17 protein-coding genes are annotated in these 18,889 nt (G+C 63.6%); 16 read left to right on the top strand and 1 reads right to left on the bottom strand.

The window, feature by feature from the left end:
* Positions 1-7 precede the first annotated feature (7 nt).
* The 16 genes from fliR to F6X59_RS25445 all read left to right on the top strand — a co-directional run bounded on the left by fliR (position 8) and on the right by F6X59_RS25445 (position 16,123).
* On the top strand, positions 8-784 hold the full coding sequence (fliR, locus tag F6X59_RS25370) for a flagellar biosynthetic protein FliR (protein ID WP_152958854.1): 777 nt from the start codon (positions 8-10) through the stop codon (positions 782-784).
* 2 nt (positions 785-786) lie between these two features.
* Positions 787-1,929, top strand: coding sequence for a flagellar biosynthesis protein FlhB (gene flhB, locus F6X59_RS25375; RefSeq protein ID WP_152958855.1), 1,143 nt, complete (start codon positions 787-789; stop codon positions 1,927-1,929).
* A 132-nt stretch (positions 1,930-2,061) separates the two neighbouring features.
* A complete protein-coding gene (gene flhA, locus F6X59_RS25380) occupies positions 2,062-4,191 on the top strand; it encodes a flagellar biosynthesis protein FlhA (RefSeq protein ID WP_346652310.1) in 2,130 nt (709 codons plus the stop codon).
* An 11-nt stretch (positions 4,192-4,202) separates the two neighbouring features.
* A complete protein-coding gene (gene flhF, locus F6X59_RS25385; RefSeq protein ID WP_152958857.1) occupies positions 4,203-5,510 on the top strand; it encodes a flagellar biosynthesis protein FlhF in 1,308 nt (435 codons plus the stop codon).
* A gap of 93 nt (positions 5,511-5,603) precedes the next feature.
* Positions 5,604-6,437, top strand: coding sequence for a flagellar synthesis regulator FleN (gene fleN, locus F6X59_RS25390; protein WP_054884183.1), 834 nt, complete (start codon positions 5,604-5,606; stop codon positions 6,435-6,437).
* Entirely contained in the window at positions 6,434-7,174 is a 741-nt protein-coding gene (gene fliA / locus F6X59_RS25395; protein WP_152958858.1) for an RNA polymerase sigma factor FliA, read from the top strand. The genes fleN and fliA overlap by 4 nt, the downstream gene beginning before the upstream one ends.
* Positions 7,175-7,278: 104 nt before the next feature.
* Positions 7,279-7,653, top strand: a complete 375-nt coding sequence (locus tag F6X59_RS25400; protein ID WP_103446503.1) for a chemotaxis response regulator CheY — start codon at positions 7,279-7,281, stop codon at positions 7,651-7,653.
* Between the two features lie 19 nt (positions 7,654-7,672).
* Entirely contained in the window at positions 7,673-8,461 is a 789-nt protein-coding gene (locus F6X59_RS25405) for a protein phosphatase CheZ (protein ID WP_152958859.1), read from the top strand.
* Positions 8,462-8,473: 12 nt separating this feature from the next.
* Positions 8,474-10,690, top strand: coding sequence for a chemotaxis protein CheA (locus F6X59_RS25410; protein WP_152958860.1), 2,217 nt, complete (start codon positions 8,474-8,476; stop codon positions 10,688-10,690).
* Positions 10,691-10,737: 47 nt separating this feature from the next.
* Positions 10,738-11,862, top strand: coding sequence for a chemotaxis response regulator protein-glutamate methylesterase (locus F6X59_RS25415; protein WP_152958861.1), 1,125 nt, complete (start codon positions 10,738-10,740; stop codon positions 11,860-11,862).
* Positions 11,862-12,602 (top strand): flagellar motor protein, encoded by a 741-nt coding sequence (locus F6X59_RS25420; protein ID WP_152958862.1) that lies wholly within the window; start codon positions 11,862-11,864, stop codon positions 12,600-12,602. Before F6X59_RS25415 ends, F6X59_RS25420 begins: the two co-directional genes overlap by 1 nt.
* 3 nt (positions 12,603-12,605) lie before the next feature.
* Positions 12,606-13,463 (top strand): flagellar motor protein MotD, encoded by an 858-nt coding sequence (gene motD / locus F6X59_RS25425; protein WP_152958863.1) that lies wholly within the window; start codon positions 12,606-12,608, stop codon positions 13,461-13,463.
* 67 nt (positions 13,464-13,530) lie between these two features.
* A complete protein-coding gene (locus F6X59_RS25430; RefSeq protein ID WP_110636578.1) occupies positions 13,531-14,322 on the top strand; it encodes a ParA family protein in 792 nt (263 codons plus the stop codon).
* Positions 14,319-15,203 (top strand): CheW domain-containing protein, encoded by an 885-nt coding sequence (locus tag F6X59_RS25435; protein WP_152958864.1) that lies wholly within the window; start codon positions 14,319-14,321, stop codon positions 15,201-15,203. The genes F6X59_RS25430 and F6X59_RS25435 overlap by 4 nt, the downstream gene beginning before the upstream one ends.
* A gap of 43 nt (positions 15,204-15,246) precedes the next feature.
* A complete protein-coding gene (locus tag F6X59_RS25440; RefSeq protein ID WP_016393802.1) occupies positions 15,247-15,726 on the top strand; it encodes a chemotaxis protein CheW in 480 nt (159 codons plus the stop codon).
* A gap of 1 nt (position 15,727) precedes the next feature.
* Positions 15,728-16,123: a DUF2802 domain-containing protein gene (locus tag F6X59_RS25445; RefSeq protein ID WP_103446511.1), complete on the top strand. Its 396-nt coding sequence runs from the start codon at positions 15,728-15,730 to the stop codon at positions 16,121-16,123.
* Positions 16,124-16,165: 42 nt separating this feature from the next.
* On the opposite strand, the gene F6X59_RS25450 is transcribed toward F6X59_RS25445, so the two are convergent.
* Positions 16,166-18,880 (bottom strand): dermonecrotic toxin domain-containing protein, encoded by a 2,715-nt coding sequence (locus F6X59_RS25450; protein ID WP_152958865.1) that lies wholly within the window; start codon positions 18,878-18,880, stop codon positions 16,166-16,168.
* Positions 18,881-18,889: the final 9 nt, after the last annotated feature.

Here is an 18,889-nt window from a genome sequence, read left to right on the forward strand (position 1 = left end):
GCCTGCCATGCTGGAGCTGACCGACGCGCAGATCGGCACCTGGGTCGCCACCTTCATCCTGCCGCTGTTCCGGGTGACCGCAGTGCTGATGACCATGCCGATCTTCGGCACGCGCATGCTGCCGGCGCGCATCCGCCTGTACGTGGCGGTGGCCATCACCGTGGTGATCGTGCCGGCACTGCCGCCATTGCCTGAATTCGACCCGCTGAGCCTGCGTGGCCTGCTGCTGTGTGGCGAGCAGGTGATCGTCGGCGCATTGTTCGGTTTCTCCCTGCAGTTGCTGTTCCAGGCCTTCGTCATCGCCGGGCAGATCATTGCCGTGCAGATGGGCATGGCCTTCGCTTCGATGGTCGACCCGGCCAACGGGGTCAACGTGGCGGTCGTCAGCCAGTTCATGACCATGCTGGTGAGTGTGTTGTTCTTGCTGATGAACGGCCATCTGGTGGTGTTCGAGGTCATGACCGAGAGCTTCACCACGTTGCCGGTGGGCCACGCCCTGGTGGTCAATCACTTCTGGGAAATGGCTGGCCGCCTGGGGTGGGTGTTCGGTGCCGGCCTGTTGCTGATCCTGCCGGCGATCACCGCGCTGCTGGTGGTGAACATCGCCTTCGGCGTGATGACCCGCGCCGCGCCGCAACTGAACATCTTTTCCATCGGTTTCCCGCTGACCCTGGTGCTGGGCATGGGCATCTTCTGGATAGGCCTGGCCGATGTGCTTTCCCATTACCAGGCGTTGGCCAGTGAAGCGCTGCAATGGCTGCGTGAGCTGGCGAGGGCGCCCTGAGCATGGCAGAAAGCGAGAGCGGTCAGGACAAGACGGAAGACCCCACCGACAAGCGCAAGCGCGATGCGCGCGAAAAAGGTGAGATCGCCCGCTCCAAGGAGCTCAACACCGTTGCCTCGACCCTGGCCGGTGCCGGCGCGCTGCTGGCCTTCGGCGGCAACCTGGCGGAAACGTTGATGGCGCTGATGCGCATGAACTTCTCCCTGACTCGCGAAGTGCTGGTCGACGAGCGCTCGATGGGCATGTTCCTGCTGGCGTCGGGCAAGATGGCGATCTGGGCGGTGCAGCCGATTCTCATGCTGCTGTTCGTCATCGCCTTCGTGTCCCCCATTGCCCTTGGCGGGTTCATTTTCTCGGGCAGCCTGTTGCAACCAAAATTCAGCCGCATGAACCCATTGTCGGGTATCAAGCGGATGTTTTCGCTGAACTCGCTGACCGAATTGCTCAAGGCGATGGCCAAGTTCATGGTGATCCTAGTCGTGGCGCTGGTGGTGTTGGGCAATGATCGTCAGGCGCTGCTGGCCATTGCCAACGAGCCGCTGGAACAGGCGATCATCCACAGTGTTCAGGTGGTTGGCTGGAGTGCGTTGTGGATGGCTGCCGGGTTGCTGTTGATTGCTGCCGCGGACGTGCCGTTCCAGCTGTGGCAGACGCACAAGAAGTTGAAGATGACCAAGCAGGAGATCAAGGACGAATACAAGGACAGCGAAGGCAAGCCCGAGGTCAAGCAGCGCATTCGCCAGCTGCAGCGCGAGGTGTCGCAGCGGCGCATGATGGCTGCGGTGCCCGAGGCTGACGTGATCATCACCAACCCGACGCATTATGCCGTGGCCCTGCAATACGACCCGGAGAAGGGAGGCGTGGCGCCGTTGCTGGTGGCCAAGGGGACCGACTTCATTGCCTTGAAAATTCGCGAGATCGGCGTCGAGCACAAGATCCAGATCCTCGAATCGCCGGCCCTGGCGCGGGCGATCTACTACTCCACCGAGGTGGAAGGGGAGATCCCGGCGGGGCTTTACCTGGCCGTGGCGCAGGTGCTGGCCTACGTGTTCCAGATCCGCCAGTACCGCTCGGGTAAGGGCAAGCGGCCTGAGCCGCTCAAGGAAGACCTGCCGATTCCGCCTGATCTGCGCCGCGACAACTGATTCCAGCCTGTGCCGGCCTCTTCGCGGGTACAGGCAACATAAATCCTTAGCCGAGCAAAGTTGGAAGGCTTCTTGCAAAGCCACGCCCAAGCGCCCCTTGGGCGTCAAAGTTTTGCATCAAGAGGACTCGCGGTGGATCGCACTCAGTTAATCAGCAACGCCCGCAACAACCTGGCCGGGCTCGGCCGGGGCAACCTGGGCGTGCCGTTGCTGCTGCTGGTGATGTTGGCAATGATGATGTTGCCGATACCGCCGTTTCTGCTCGACGTGTTCTTCACCTTCAACATCGCCCTGTCGATCGTGGTCCTGCTGGTCTGCGTGTACGCCCTGCGCCCGCTCGACTTCGCCGCGTTCCCCACCATCCTGCTGGTGGCGACCTTGCTGCGCCTGGCGCTGAACGTGGCCTCCACGCGGGTGGTCATGCTCCATGGCCAGGAAGGTCACGGCGCTGCCGGTAAAGTGATCCAGGCCTTCGGTGAGGTGGTGATCGGCGGCAACTACGTCGTGGGTGCGGTGGTGTTCGCCATCCTCATGATCATCAACTTCGTGGTGGTCACCAAGGGCGCCGGGCGGATTTCCGAGGTGAGCGCGCGCTTCACCCTCGACGCCATGCCCGGCAAGCAGATGGCCATCGACGCCGACCTCAATGCCGGCCTGATCGACCAGGCCCAAGCCAAGGCGCGCCGCGCCGAGGTAGCCCAGGAGGCCGAGTTCTACGGTTCCATGGACGGTGCCAGCAAGTTCGTCCGCGGTGACGCCATCGCCGGCCTGCTGATCCTCTTCATCAACCTGATCGGCGGCATGCTGATCGGTATGCTGCAACACAACATGTCGTTCAGCGATGCGGGCAAGGTTTACGCCTTGCTGACCATCGGTGACGGTTTGGTGGCGCAATTGCCATCACTGCTGTTGTCCACTGCTGCCGCGATCATGGTCACCCGTGCCTCGGGCTCCGAGGACATGGGCAAGCTGATCAATCGCCAGATGTTCGACTCGCCCAAGGCGCTGGGTGTGTCTGCGGCGCTGATGATCATCATGGGCCTGGTGCCGGGCATGCCGCACTTTGCCTTCCTCAGCCTCGGCCTGCTGGCCGGTGGCGGTGCCTACCTGGTGTGGAAGAAGCAACAGAAGGCCAAGATCGAAGCGCAGAAGGAAGTGCAGCGCCAGCAGGACCTGCTGCCGTCGCCTCAGCGTGCGCAGGAAACCAAGGAGCTGGGCTGGGACGACGTCACACCGATCGACATGATCGGCCTGGAAGTCGGCTACCGGTTGATTCCGCTGGTCGACCGCAACCAGGGTGGCCAGCTGCTGGCGCGGATCAAGGGGGTGCGCAAGAAGCTGTCCCAGGACCTGGGCTTCCTCATGCCGACCGTGCATATCCGCGACAACCTCGACCTGCAGCCCAGCGCCTATCGCCTGACGCTGATGGGGGTGATCCTCGCCGAGGCCGATATCTACCCGGATCGCGAGCTTGCGATCAACCCTGGCCAGGTGTTCGGTGTGCTCAACGGCATCGCCGCGCGCGACCCGGCATTCGGCCTTGAGGCGGTGTGGATCGACGTCGGGCAGCGCGCTCAGGCGCAGTCGCTGGGTTACACCGTGGTCGACGCCAGTACCGTGGTTGCCACCCACCTCAACCAGATCCTGCAAAAGCACTGCCACGAGCTGATCGGCCACGAAGAGGTGCAGCAGCTGTTGCAGGTATTGTCCAAGGCTTCGCCTAAACTTGCAGAAGAACTGGTGCCCGGTGTCATTTCCTTGTCGGGGCTGCTCAAGGTCCTGCAAGCATTGTTGTCCGAGCAAGTGCCGGTGCGTGACATCCGCAGTATTGCCGAGGCCATCGCCAACAATGCCGGCAAGAGTCAAGATACCGCCGCGCTGGTGGCAGCAGTGCGCGTCGGATTGTGTCGTGCCATCGTCCAAAGCATTGTCGGCGTTGAGCCCGAGCTGCCTGTGATCACCCTTGAGCCAAGGTTGGAACAGATCTTGCTCAATAGTTTGCAAAGGGCCGGGCAAGGTCAGGAAGACGGTGTTCTTCTGGAACCGAGCATGGCCGAAAAGCTGCAGCGTTCGCTGATCGACGCCTGCCAGCGCCAGGAAATGCAAGGCCAGCCGGCCATTCTCCTGGTAGCTGGCCCGATCCGTGCCATGCTGTCGCGCTTCGGCCGCCTGGCTGTACCGAATTTGCATGTTCTGGCGTATCAGGAAATACCGGATAACAAGCAAGTCACCATCGTTGCCACAGTGGGCCCCAACGGCTGAGGTAGTGGGTTATGCAAGTCAAGCGTTTTTTCGCCGCCGATATGCGTCAGGCCATGAAGCTGGTTCGTGATGAGCTGGGCTCCGATGCCGCCATCATCGGCAACCGCCGCATCGCCGGCGGTGTCGAACTGACCGCCGCGCTGGACTACAAGCTGTCTGCGCTGGCCCCGCGGGTGCCCAACGCCGAACTGGAAGAAGAGCTGCGCAAGACCCAGTCGCGCATCGCCACTGCCCAGGCCGAGTTGGACAACCGCGCCGAGGCCAGCGAAGGCAACCGCCAATTGTTCGCCGGCCAGTCGTTGACCGCGGCCGAGCCATTGGTCGAGCCGCACGTCGACTTGCCGCCTCCAGCGCCTGCGCCTGCGCAGCCGGCTGTTGACCCGCGCCTGTTCGATGCCATGCGTTCGGAACTGTCGGGCCTGCGCGAGCTGCTTGAAGTGCAGCTCGGCTCGCTGGCCTGGAACCAGCTGCAGGGCAGCAAGCCGGCGCAGGCCAACCTCTGGCGTCGCCTGCAACGTATCGGCCTGTCCGGCCCGATCGCCCGCGAGCTGCTCGACCTGACCAGTGAAATCCAGGAGCCGCGCCAGGCCTGGCGCATGCTGCTGGCGCACCTGGCGCGAATGATCGACGTGCCACAGATCGAACCGATCGAAGAGGGCGGCGTGATCGCCATGGTCGGCCCGGCCGGCATGGGCAAGACCACCACCCTGGCCAAGCTGGCGGCACGCTATGTGCTCAAGTACGGCCCGCAGAACCTGGCCCTGGTGAGCATGGACAGTTTCCGCATCGGTGCCCAGGAGCAGCTCAAGACCTTGGGGCGCATCCTCAATGTGCCGGTTACCTATGTCGACCCGGGCCAGTCGCTGGCAGCAGCGCTGGAGCCGCTGCTGCGCAAGCGCGTGGTGCTGATCGATACTGCCGGCCTGCAGGCCAGTGACCCGGCCCTGCGCATGCAACTGGAAACCCTGGCCGGGCGTGGCATTGCCGCGAAGAACTACCTGGTGCTGGCCACCACCAGCCAGAAGCAGGTGCTGACGGCTGCCTATCACAGCTACAAGCGCTGCGGCCTGGCCGGCTGCATCCTGACCAAACTTGATGAAACGGCGAGCCTCGGCGATGTGCTGAGCCTGGCCATCAGTCATGAACTGCCCGTGGCCTACCTCACCGACGGCCCGCGCATTCCTGACGACCTGCACCTGCCGCGCCCGCACCAGCTGGTGACTCGCGCAGTCAACGTGCAGTTGCAGGACGAGCCCAGCGAAGAGGCGATGGCCGACATGTTCGCTGATCTCTACCACAATCCGCGACGTGCGGGTTGAGGGGCAAGCGTATGCAAAGTACCTACATTCCGGAGCTGGCTGTCGTGCGCTGCGCGTGGTCTGGGTCCAAGCGAGACAAGGTAAACAACGAACATGGGTAGCATGCATCCCGTACAGGTGATCGCCGTAACCGGTGGCAAAGGTGGCGTCGGCAAGACTAACGTTTCAGTGAACCTGTCACTGGCCTTGGCCGAACTTGGCCGCCGGGTGATGCTGCTGGACGCCGACCTCGGCTTGGCCAACGTCGATGTTTTGCTCGGGCTGACGCCCAAGCGCACCCTGGCCGATGTCATCGAGGGCCGCTGCGAACTGCGTGACGTGCTGTTGCAGGGGCCTGGCGGTGTGCGCATCGTGCCGGCCGCCTCCGGCACCCAGAGCATGGTGCACCTGGCCCCGGCCCAGCATGCCGGGCTGATCCAGGCCTTCAGCGAAATCGGCGACAACCTCGACGTGTTGGTGATCGACACGGCTGCGGGTATCGGTGACTCGGTAGTCAGTTTTGTCCGCGCCGCCCAGGAAGTGCTGCTGGTGGTGTGTGACGAGCCGACCTCGATCACCGACGCCTACGCGTTGATCAAGCTGCTCAACCGCGACTACGGCATGAACCGCTTCCGCGTGCTGGCCAACATGGCGCAGAGCCCGCAGGAAGGGCGCAACCTGTTCGCCAAGTTGACCAAGGTCACCGACCGCTTCCTTGACGTCGCCCTGCAATACGTCGGCGCTGTGCCCTACGACGAGAGCGTGCGCAAGGCGGTGCAGAAGCAGCGCGCAGTTTACGAAGCCTTCCCTCGCTCCAAGTGTGCCCTGGCCTTCAAGGCCATCGCACAGAAGGTCGACAGCTGGCCGCTGCCAGCCAACCCGCGCGGGCACCTTGAGTTCTTCGTCGAGCGCCTGGTGCAACCCACCAGCGCAGGACCCGTGCTATGAATGCGAGCGGTTTCAAGATGTACAGCAAGGCGTCGAAAGACGCCCAGTTCGAGCTGGTGGATCGCTACGCGCCGCTGGTCAAGCGCATTGCCTACCACCTGCTGGCACGCCTGCCGGCCAACATCCAGGTCGAAGACCTGATCCAGGCCGGCATGATCGGCCTGCTGGAAGTGGCCAACAAGTACGACGCCAGCAAGGGTGCCAGCTTCGAAACCTACGCCGGCATCCGCATCCGCGGGGCGATGCTCGACGAGGTCCGCAAGGGCGATTGGGCACCGCGTTCGGTGCACCGCAATACGCGCATGGTCAGTGATGCGATGCGCGCCGTGGAAGCAAGAACTGGCCGCGACGCTAAAGATCATGAAGTTGCTGCCGAACTCCAATTGAGTCTCGATGATTACTACGGGATCTTGAACGATACCTTGGGTAGCCGCCTGTTCAGTTTCGACGACCTGTTGCAGGACGGCGAACACGAAGGGCTGCACGAGGACGGCGCCAGTGGCCAGGTCGAGCCGTCGCGCGATCTGGAGGACGAGCGCTTCCAGGCTGCCCTGACCGATGCGATCGCCAACCTGCCGGAGCGTGAGCGCCTGGTGCTGGCGCTGTACTACGACGAAGAGCTGAACCTCAAGGAAATCGGTGAGGTGCTGGGGGTCAGCGAATCGCGTGTCAGCCAGTTGCACAGCCAGTGTGCCGCGCGCCTGCGCAGCCGCCTGGGGGAATGGCGGGCACGTTGAGCCCGGGGTCGTTGCAGTCGTTTTCCACGTTGTACCGAATTTGAATACGCGTGCTCGGGGCCGAGCGCGTTTGAGACTGCTTGGAGGTCTACTTGAACAAAGACATGAAAATCCTCATCGTTGACGACTTTTCGACGATGCGGCGGATCATCAAGAACCTGTTGCGTGACCTGGGCTTCACCAACACCGATGAAGCCGACGATGGCACCACCGCGCTGCCGATGCTCGAAAGCGGCCATTACGACTTCCTGGTGACCGACTGGAACATGCCGGGCATGTCCGGTATCGATTTGCTGCGCAAGGTGCGTGCCCACGATCGTCTGAAGACCATGCCGGTGCTGATGGTGACCGCCGAAGCCAAGCGCGACCAGATCATCGAAGCGGCCCAGGCCGGCGTCAATGGCTATGTGGTCAAGCCGTTCACCGCCCAGGTGCTCAAAGAAAAGATCGAGAAGATCTTCGAACGCGTCAACGGCTGAGTCACGTCAGGGGGGCGCCATGGAATCAACACAGACGTCTTTGGGGGAGTTCGAGTCGACCCTGAAGAAACATGCCGAGGAACTGGTCGAGAGCCTGGAACGGGGGCGTTTCGGTGAGGCGGTGCAGCTGATTCATCAGCTCAACCAGACCCGCGACCGTGGCCTGTACCAGGAAGTCGGCAAGCTCACGCGTGAACTGCACAGCGCGATCGTCAGCTTCCAGATCGACCCGCAGATGCCGCAGGCCGAGGAAGTCTCGCAGATTACCGATGCCACCGAGCGCCTGTCCTACGTGGTCAAGCTCACCGAGGGTGCCGCCAACCGCACCATGGACCTGGTGGAGGAGAGCACCCCGGTGCTCAACGACCTGGCAGCCGAGGCGCAAGGCCTGAGCGTCGACTGGCAGCGCTTCATGCGCCGCGAAGTCGCAGCGCCGGAGTTTCGCGAGCTGGTCAAGCGCGTCGACAGTTTCCTGACGCACAGCGCCGAGGGTAACCGCAAGGTCGCCGGCCACCTCAATGACATTTTGCTGGCTCAGGACTATCAGGACCTGACCGGCCAGGTGATCAAGCGCGTCACTGCGTTGGTCACCGAAGTAGAAAGCAATCTGCTCAAGCTCGTGCTGATGGCCAGTCAGGTCGACCGTTTTGCCGGTATCGAACATGACCACCAGCAGCTGCGCGCTGAAAAAGATCAAGAAAAACATCCGACTCGGGGTGAAGGTCCGCAGATTCATGCCGATAAGCGTGAAGACGTTGTGTCCGGTCAGGACGACGTCGACGATCTGCTGTCCAGCCTGGGTTTTTAAGGAGCACGTTTAATGAGCTTCGGCGCCGATGAAGAAATCCTTCAGGATTTCCTGGTAGAAGCCGGCGAAATTCTTGAGCAACTGTCCGAGCAACTGGTCGAGCTGGAAAGCCGGCCCGACGATGCCGACCTGCTCAATGCGATCTTTCGCGGTTTCCACACTGTAAAAGGGGGCGCCGGCTTCCTTCAGCTGAACGAGCTGGTGGAGTGCTGCCACATCGCCGAGAACGTGTTCGACATCCTGCGCAAAGGTGAGCGCCGGGTCGACGCGGAACTGATGGACGTGGTGCTTGAGGCACTGGATACGGTCAACAGCATGTTCGGCCAGGTGCGTGAGCGCACTGAAGTGACCGCGGCTACGCCGGAGCTGCTGGCAGCCCTGTCGCGCCTGGCGGAACCTGCCAGCGCCGATGCCCCGGCAGCCGTTGTCGAGGCCGCGCCGGAGCCTGTGGCCGCCGAGGCGGACATCACCGACACCGAGTTCGAACAGCTGCTCGACTCACTCGATGCAGTCAAGGCCGAAGCGGCCGCTGCCCAAGCGCAGATGCAGGGCGAGACCCTGGGCGGCGCGGGTGACGACATCACCGACGCCGAGTTCGAATCGCTGCTCGACCAGCTGCATGGCAAGGGCCAGTTCTCGCCCGAAGTGGCCGCCGTCGAAGCGCTGGCCGATGCCAGCGCGCCGGTGAGCGACGAGATCACCGACGAAGAATTCGAGTCGTTGCTGGACCAGTTGCACGGCAAGGGCACCTTCCAGGCCGATGCCTTGCCGGCGGCCAGCGCTGCAGTGCAAAGCGTTGTCGCACCCGCCAGCAGTGACGAGATCTCTGAGCACGAGTTTGAAGCGTTGCTCGACCAGTTGCACGGCAAGGGCAAGTTCACTGGTGAAGCCGTTGCTGGCGAAGCACCTGCCGCCGTGGCAGCGCCGGTTGCGGCCGTGGCTGAGAGCAAACCGGTCGCCAGGCCCGCAGCAGCCCCGGCTGCCGCTGTGCCGGCCGCCGCCAAGCCCGCAGCGCCAGCCCGTACTCCGGCCCCGGCCGCGGAAAAGCATGCCAGCGAAGCGGAAACCACCGTGCGCGTCGACACTGCGCGCCTGGACGAGATCATGAACATGGTCGGCGAACTGGTGCTGGTGCGTAACCGCCTGGTGCGCCTGGGCCTGAACAGCGGCGACGAGGCCATGTCCAAGGCCGTGTCCAACCTCGACGTGGTCACCGCCGACTTGCAGACTGCGGTGATGAAAACCCGCATGCAGCCGATCAAGAAGGTCTTCGGCCGCTTCCCGCGCCTGGTCCGCGACCTGGCTCGGCAGTTGAAGAAAGAGATCAACCTGGAGTTGGTCGGTGAAGAGACCGACCTCGACAAGAACCTCGTCGAGGCCCTGGCCGACCCGTTGGTGCACCTGGTGCGCAATGCCGTCGACCACGGTGTCGAGATGCCGGACGAGCGTGAAGCTTCCGGCAAGGCCCGCACCGGCCGCGTGGTGCTGTCGGCCGAGCAGGAAGGTGACCACATCCTGCTGTCGATCTCCGACGACGGCAAGGGCATGGACCCGAGCATCCTGCGCGCCAAGGCCGTGGAAAAGGGCCTGATGGACAAGGACGCAGCCGACCGCCTGAGCGAGTCGGACTGTTACAACCTGATCTTCGCCCCGGGCTTCTCGACCAAGACCGAGATTTCCGACGTGTCCGGCCGCGGCGTCGGCATGGACGTGGTGAAGACCAAGATTTCCCAGCTCAACGGCTCGATCAACATCTTCTCGGCCAAGGGCCAGGGTTCGAAGATCGTCATCAAGGTGCCGCTGACCCTGGCGATCATGCCGACCCTGATGGTGATGCTGGGCAACCAGGCATTCGCTTTCCCGCTGGTCAACGTCAACGAGATCTTCCACCTCGACCTGTCGCGCACCAACGTGGTCGACGGCCAGGAAGTGGTGATCGTGCGCGACAAGGCGCTGCCGCTGTTCTACCTCAAGCGCTGGCTGGTTCAGGGCCAGGTGCACGAGGAGCAGCATGAGGGCCATGTGGTGATCCTTTCGGTCGGTACCCAGCGTATCGGTTTCGTGGTCGACCAGCTGGTGGGCCAGGAAGAGGTGGTGATCAAGCCGCTGGGCAAGATGCTGCAGGGCACCCCGGGCATGTCTGGCGCCACCATCACCGGTGACGGCCGCATCGCGCTGATTCTCGACGTGCCGAGCATGCTCAAGCGTTACGCGGCACGGCGTATCTGATTTTCGGCGGCGCACCCTGGTGGGTTGCGTCGCCTAATGGAGTGTTTATGGCAGTCAAGGTCCTGGTGGTGGATGATTCCGGTTTCTTCCGCCGCCGCGTTTCGGAAATCCTCTCGGCGGACCCGACGATCCAGGTGGTCGGCACCGCGACCAACGGCAGGGAAGCGATCGACCAGGCACTGGCGCTCAAACCCGATGTCATCACCATGGACTACGAAATGCCCATGATGGATGGCATCACTGCCGTGCGGCACATCATGCAGCGCTGCCCGACGCCGGTATTGATGTTCTCCTCGCTGACCCATGAAGGCGCCCGTGTCACCCTCGACGCGCTGGATGCCGGTGCGGTGGATTACCTGCCGAAGAACTTCGAAGACATCTCGCGCAACCCGGAGAAGGTCAAGCAGCTGCTGTGCGAGAAGGTGCACACCATCTCGCGCAGCAACCGCCGTTTCGGCGGCTACACCAGCCACGCGCCGGTCACCGCACCTGCGCCGGCCAGCAGCCATGCAGCCGCCAGCAGCCTGGCCAGCACCGCGCCGGTACGCCCTGCCGCGCCTGCCCGCGCGGCGGCACCGGCCGCAACGCATGCCCCGGCGCCCAAGCGCAAGCCTTACAAGCTGGTGGCGATCGGTACCTCCACCGGCGGCCCGGTGGCCCTGCAGCGGGTGCTGACCCAACTGCCGGCGAGCTTCCCGGCGCCGATCGTGCTGATCCAGCACATGCCCGCCGCCTTCACCAAGGCCTTTGCCGAACGCCTCGACAAGCTGTGCAAGATCAGCGTCAAGGAAGCCGAGGACGGCGACATGCTGCGCCCGGGCCTGGCGCTGCTGGCCCCTGGCGGCAAGCAGATGATGATCGACGGCCGTGGCACGGTGAAGATCCTGCCGGGCGACGAGCGCCTGAACTACAAGCCGTGCGTGGATATCACCTTCGGCTCGGCGGCCAAGTCCTACGGTGACAAGGTGCTGTCGGTGGTGCTCACCGGCATGGGCGCCGACGGCCGTGAAGGCGCGCGCCTGCTCAAGCAGGGCGGCAGTACCGTGTGGGCCCAGGATGAGGCCAGCTGTGTGATCTACGGCATGCCCATGGCCATCGTCAAAGCCAACCTGGCTGACGCGGTGTACAGCCTGGATGAAATCGGCAAACACCTGGTCGAGGCGTGTGTCTGATGGATGTGCTCAGCCTGATTGGCCTGATCCTGGCGTTCGTCGCCATCGTTGGCGGCAACTTCCTTGAAGGTGGCCACGTCGGTGCCTTGCTCAATGGGCCGGCCGGCTTGATCGTGCTCGGTGGCACCCTGGCGGCGGCATTGCTGCAGTCGCCGCTGTCGGCCTTCAAGCGTGCGCTGCAGATCCTGCGCTGGATTTTCTTCCCGCCGCGGGTCGACCTGGCCGGGGGTATCGATCGGGTGGTCAACTGGAGCCTGACGGCGCGCAAGGAAGGCCTGCTTGGCCTGGAAGGCGTGGCCGATGCCGAACCCGACCCATACGCCCGCAAGGGCCTGCAACTGCTGGTCGATGGCGCCGAACCGGAATCGATCCGCAGCATCCTCGAAGTCGATTTCCTGACCCAGGAAAGCCGCGACATCCAGGCCGCCAAGGTGTTCGAGAGCATGGGCGGCTACGCCCCGACCATCGGTATCATTGGTGCGGTCATGGGCCTGATCCACGTCATGGGCAACCTGGCCGACCCGTCGCAGCTGGGCAACGGCATTGCCGTGGCCTTCGTCGCTACCATCTACGGTGTGGCCAGTGCCAACCTGATCCTGCTGCCGATCGCCAACAAGCTCAAGGCCATCGTCCTGCGCCAGTCGCGCTACCGCGAGATGCTGCTCGAAGGCCTGCTGTCGATAGCCGAGGGTGAGAACCCGCGCTCGATCGAGTTGAAGCTGCAAGGCTTCATGGAGTAAGCCATGCGCCGTCGCCGTCATACCGAGGAGCACGAGAATCACGAACGCTGGCTGGTGTCGTACGCCGACTTCATCACCTTGCTGTTCGCCTTCTTCGTGGTCATGTATTCGATCTCCTCGATCAACGAGGGCAAGTACAAGGTCATCTCGCAAGCGCTGCTCGGGGTGTTCAACGACCCTGAGCGGAGCATGAAGCCGATCCCGATCGGCGATGAGCAGCCGCTCAGCGTGAAACCGGCAGAGCCCTTGATCAAGGACAGCGAGCAGATCGATGCGGGCCTGGCGCAGACCAGCGTCGACCCGCTGAAGACCATCAGCGACGACGTGCGCGATGCCTTCGGCGACCTGATCAAGTCTGACCAGATGACCGTGCGCGGCAACGAGCTGTGGGTGGAGATCGAGCTGAACTCGTCCTTGCTGTTTGGCAGTGGCGATGCCATGCCCAGCGACCAGGCGTTCGCCATCATCGAGAAAGTCGGCAACATCCTCAAGCCGTTCGCCAACCCGGTGCATGTCGAAGGCTTCACCGACAACCTGCCGATCCGCACGGCGCAGTACCCGACCAACTGGGAGCTGTCGGCGGCGCGGGCGGCGAGCATCGTGCGCCTGCTGGCCATGGAAGGGGTAAATCCGGCGCGCATGGCCTCGGTGGGCTATGGCGAGTACCAACCGTTGGTCAGCAACGACACGGCCGAAGGGCGTGCGCGCAATCGTCGGGTGGTGCTGGTGATTTCCCGCAACCTCGAAGTGCGCCGCAGCCTGACCGGCTCGGGCAGTGCCAATGCCACCCCGGATGCAGCGCTGCGTCGTGCTGGCACACAAAGTGCACCGCCAACCCCAGCAGCGACGACGGCCAAGTGAGCCGTCAATTCTCCGTCACCGCATGCCCTGTGGGTGCCGGCGACACCAATGAGACAAGAGTTGTCCTATGAGAGTCTGGGCAGTAGCCAATCAAAAAGGTGGCGTGGGCAAGACCACGACCACCATCGCCCTGGCCGGCCTGCTGGCCGAGGCGGGCAAGCGCGTGGTCGTCGTCGACCTCGACCCGCATGGCTCGATGACCAGCTATTTCGGGCACAACCCGGATGCCCTGGAGCACAGCTGCTACGACCTGTTCCTGCACAAGGGCAGCGTGCCCGAGGGCCTGCCGGGGCAACTGCTGTTGCCGACCAGCGATGAGCGTATCTCGCTGCTGCCTTCGAGCACTGCGCTGGCGGTACTGGAGCGCCAGTCGCCAGGGCAGAGTGGCCTGGGGCTGGTGATCGCCAAGAGTCTGGCGCAGTTGTGGCAGGATTTCGACTTTGCCCTGATCGATAGCCCGCCATTGCTTGGCGTGCTGATGGTCAACGCCCTGGCGGCCAGCCAGCAGTTGGTGATTCCGGTGCAAACCGAGTTTCTTGCAGTGAAGGGCCTGGAGCGCATGATCGGCACCCTGGCCATGGTCAATCGTTCGCGCAAGCAGGCCTTGCCTTACCAGATCGTGCCGACCCTGTTCGACCGCCGTACCCAGGCCTCACTGGGCACGCTGAAGGTGCTGCGCGATACCTATGAACACCAGGTGTGGCAGGGTTACATCCCGGTCGACACGCGCCTGCGCGATGCCAGCCGCAACGGCGTCACGCCGTCGCAGTTCGATGGCAAGAGCCGTGGGGTGATTGCCTACCGGGCACTGCTCAAGCATATGCTGACCTACAAGCCGGTCGCGCAGGTGGCGTCATGAACCGGCCTGTCGGCACCAAGCCGCAACTGGCCCTGCAGTCGTACCTTGATGGGTTGTTGCAGGAGGCTACCGAGGCCGAGGACATCCTCGACCTGCATGCGCCGGCCATGGCATCCACGCCGAACGACGAATTTGCCGCAGCCGTGCGTGAAGAGCAGGCGCGCGACGCTCACCAGCCGGCACCCGCAGCCAGGCCTTTCGCCGAGCCGCAGGTGAAGGTGCTGCCCGCCGTGCTGCCGGTCGAGCCACCGGTGGTGGCGGTGGTCGAGACTGAAGTGGTGGCCGAAGCCAGCATCCCGGTCCTGACCCAAGTACCGACGCCGGAACCGGTTGCACCGTTGGTGGAGGTACACCTGCCAGCGGCCAGCATGGCTGACGTTCCGACACCGCCGGCCAGCGTCGATGGCCGCCCGGCCTGGGCTGCCGAGCCGTTCGAGTGCCTGCTGTTCGACGTTGCCGGGCTGACCCTGGCAGTGCCGCTGGTGTGCCTGGGTTCGATCTACAGCCTGGAAGGCCAGGAACTGACGCCGCTGTTCGGCCAGCCGGACTGGTTCCTCGGCATCCTGACCTGCCAGGCCGGCAACCTCAAGGTGCTGGATACCGCGCGCTGGGTCATGCCCGACCGCTACCGCGACGACTTCCGCCAGGGCCTGAATTACGTAATTTCCGTGCAAGGCTACGAATGGGGCCTGGCGGTGCATCAGGTCAGCCGCTCGCTGCGCCTGGACCCGGCCGAGATCAAGTGGCGCAGCCAGCGTGGCCAGCGCCCGTGGTTGGCCGGTACGGTCATCGAACACATGTGTGCACTGCTCGACGTCGCCGAACTGGCCGAGCTGATCGCCAGCGGCGCAGTCAAGCAGTTGCATGCCAAACAGAAATGACACCGAACACAACCGCCAACAGCGGATTTAGAGGGCTAGGGGAATGAAAAAGTCGTCTGCGCAAGGTTCTGAAGATCCGATCCTGCAGTGGGTAACCTTCCGTCTGGACAACGAGTCCTACGGCATCAACGTCATGCAGGTGCAGGAAGTGCTGCGCTACACCGAGATCGCTCCGGTGCCGGGCGCGCCAAGCTACGTGCTGGGCATCATCAACCTGCGTGGCAACGTGGTGACGGTGATCGACACCCGCCAGCGCTTCGGCCTGATGCCGTCGGACGTGACCGACAACACCCGTATCGTCATCATCGAGGCGGACAAGCAAGTGGTCGGCATCCTGGTCGACAGCGTCGCCGAGGTGGTGTACCTGCGTCAGTCGGAAATCGAAACGGCGCCGAACGTGGGTAACGAAGAGTCGGCCAAGTTCATCCAGGGCGTGTGCAACAAGAACGGCGAACTGCTGATCCTGGTCGAGCTGGACAAGATGATGACCGAGGAAGAATGGTCTGAGCTGGAGAACATCTGAGTTGATCTTCGAGGTGGCGGTAATCTTGCTGGCGCTGCTGTGGGCCCTGAGCCTGTGGTTCTTCCTCAACTACAGCAAGCGCCAGCGCGAACTGGCGGCGCAGCAGGCCGTGGGCGATGCCCTGCGCGACCAGCGCATCAAGGACCTGGCCAAGCGCCTGGACGACTACCAGAACGGTACCGTGCGCATGGGTGAGGCCATCCATGAGCTGCGTGCAACCGTGGCGCCGCTACCGGAAAAGCTCCAGCAGCTGGAGCAGCGCGACCCCAACAGCGTGACCTTCACCCAGGCCGCCAAGCTGGTGGGCATGGGCGCCAGCGTGGCCGAGCTCACCGAAACCTGCGGCCTGACCCAGGCCGAGGCAGAATTGATGAGCAAGCTGCATCGCGGCGAGTGACGAAGAAGGCGACCCCAGGGTCGCCTTTTTTCATCCCGGGGGTCAGGGGCGCGCCCACGAGTTGAAGCTGCCGACCCGGGCGAAGCGGTTCAGCGGCAGCAGGTCATGCAGCGCCGTCTGGTAATGCTCCAGGTTGATGAACTGCCAGGAGTTGATGCGCGGTAGGGAATAGAGGTTGGTGACCTGGCGCAAGGTGCGCAAGGCCGGCAGGTGCTGGTCGACCACCGCAGTGAGCAGCGCGGGCCCGGTGAGCCGGCTGAGGCGGCTGGCATAGTGGTAGAAGCCTTGCGGATCCTCGCGCCGGCTCGGCCGGTGGTCGTAGAAGTCCGCCTCGTTCAGGTAGCGGGTACGCATTTCCTCGGAGATCGCCAGCAATGTCGGGTTGCCAGGGTGGCTGCCGATGAAGCTGGTGTTGTAGAGGCAATTCATGCTGAGCGCTTCATTGGACTGGGGCGGTGCCAACAGCAGGCCATCCGGCATGGCGAGCAGAGGCACCTGATCGATGTGCTCGCCGGGCTCGCCGGGTGCCAGCAAGGTATCGTCGACATCCATGTACAACCCCCCTTCATGGTGCAACATCGGATAGCGCAGCACGTCCGACGCCGAGGAGAAGTTGCTGGCCACCCCGCCGTTGCCGTCCAGGGCTGCCTGGTACTGCGTGTGGTAGGGACCTTGGCGGAATTCGCGGAAGAACGGCTGTTCCTCAAGCGGCAGTACCTGCAGGGCTGGCGCCTGCTCGGTGAGCAAGCGCAGGTTCTCGGCGTAGGCGGTGGGCGCTGCGTTGGACAGGAACAGGCGTATGCCGTAGTCACTGTCGGCCAGGCGCGCGGCATTGTTGGCCAGGTTATTGATCAGGCTCTGGCTGATCACCCGGTCGCCCACCCACAGGCAGCTGATCTGCCTGGGTATCGGCGTGCTCTGCGGCGTCAGGCCAGGCAGTTCGACCGGTAACGGCAACTCGACGCCCAGGGCGCGCAGGCTGCTAATACGCATGGCATCGTCGACTGCACGCGGGGTAGCCAGGGGATGCAGGTGAGCGCTCCCTGGGCGGGCAACGTAACCCACGGGATCGACCTCATTGATATCGCGATCGTTGATGAATACGTCCGCCTCCATGTCGTAGATCACTTGGGCTTGGTAGCCGTCGATGGCTGTGTTGAGCAAGTCCGGGCCGCCGTCGTAACGAGGGACGCGGATCACCGAATCGGCAATCGCCTGGTCACCGCCTGGCAAGGGCGCGATTGGGTCATGGATGTGGAAGTAAGGCGCCACATCGATGTCCGGCAGGTGCGGTGCCATCAGCGGGCTCAACGGGTAGCCGTACTGCTCGTTGATGCGGCTGGGCGTTACGAAACGCTCGCTTTTGGTGGTGAAGAGCACTTTGCCCCTGGCTGCGCCATGCACGATCAGGGGCAGGGCGTTGAGCAGGCCCCAGGTGATATTGGCGACACCGTCCTGTTTGTCCTGCAGGTGCTTGCCGTTGATTGCCTGGTCCAGGCCAAGGCCGAGCTGGGCAATGCCACCCAGGGCAAGCAGCGGTGCCAGGCCCGGCACCACCAGGCTCAGCGGTGCCACCAGATTGAGTGTGGTGGCCAGGTAGCCGCGCCAGCGTGCCTTGGTGATCTCGCTGTCGGCGGTGATGATGAAGTCGGCATCGTCGTAGCTGCGCTGGCGTTGCCGCTCGGCCAGCGCCTGGAACAGGTCACCGGTAATCCTGGGGTTGTACTTGCCAGGCCGGTAGTTCACATAAGTCTGGGGTGACCAGACGCCATCGTCGTTGAAAAAGCCGTGTTCCGGCGGCAGGCGATGGCTGTGCGGGTATTCGGCCAAACCCTCCAGTGCGGTGTCCAGGCCACTGAAGTCCAGGCCCTGAGGGCCATCGGCCAATCTGAAGTGCTGCCTGAGTGCCTGGCGCCGGGCGGGGTCCTTGCATTGCTGGCCGACCCAGTCCTTGAGCAGCGTTTCGCTGGTGAACTCCAGTAGCGGTGCGCTGTTGCCCGGGGCGTAGAGCAGCGTCAGGTCGGTGCTGGCGTCGTTGATGTACAGCAGGTCGCTTGCCGCGTAGCCATAGATGCTCAGGGTGCTCAGGCGCAGGCCTTTGCCTCTGGGCAGCAGATCGGCGGCGCGCCAGGCCAGTTGGCGCCCGGCATCGCTGAGGCTGCCTTGCTCGACCTGAAGGTTGCAGGCGGTGACGAAACTGAGCTTGCAGGACAACCGATAGCTCTTTAGATGATTGTCCCAGTAGCTGTCGAGCATGGTCCTGAACGGCGCCTGGAAGTCCAGTTGCTCGATGAACTGCTGGAATGCCTCGGCGCTGATCGGCAGGTGTGTCGAGGTGTCATAACGGGTCGGCTCGGTGCGCCTGAACAAGCCGTTGAACACGGAATGCTCGGCACCATAGTGATTGAACCCGGGGGCGGGGAGGGTTTCGACGAGTCGAATCGACCCTGTGGGCAGGGTGCCGGCCCAAGGCGCGGCAATCAGCGCACCGAACAGATCGTTGTTCGACTCGCCCTGCCAGTTGCCCAGCAGGGCCTGGACCAGGTCTTGTCGTTGGGTGACGGCGGCCAGGTGGCCACCCTCGCCATCGGCGCGGTAGTGCAGCGTCACCACGTCGATCTGTCGCGGGTCCAGGTCGAAGCCACGTTGCGCGAGCCATGCGCGGATCAGGCGGTTGGCTTCGCGATCCGGGCGCGGGAGGTTGCTCAGATGGTCGCGGACGTACTGCACGCCGCTGGCATTGATGTTACCGGACATAGGTATGGC

This window comes from Pseudomonas sp. MN1F, from assembly GCF_009391885.1.
Taxonomy (GTDB): domain Bacteria; phylum Pseudomonadota; class Gammaproteobacteria; order Pseudomonadales; family Pseudomonadaceae; genus Aquipseudomonas.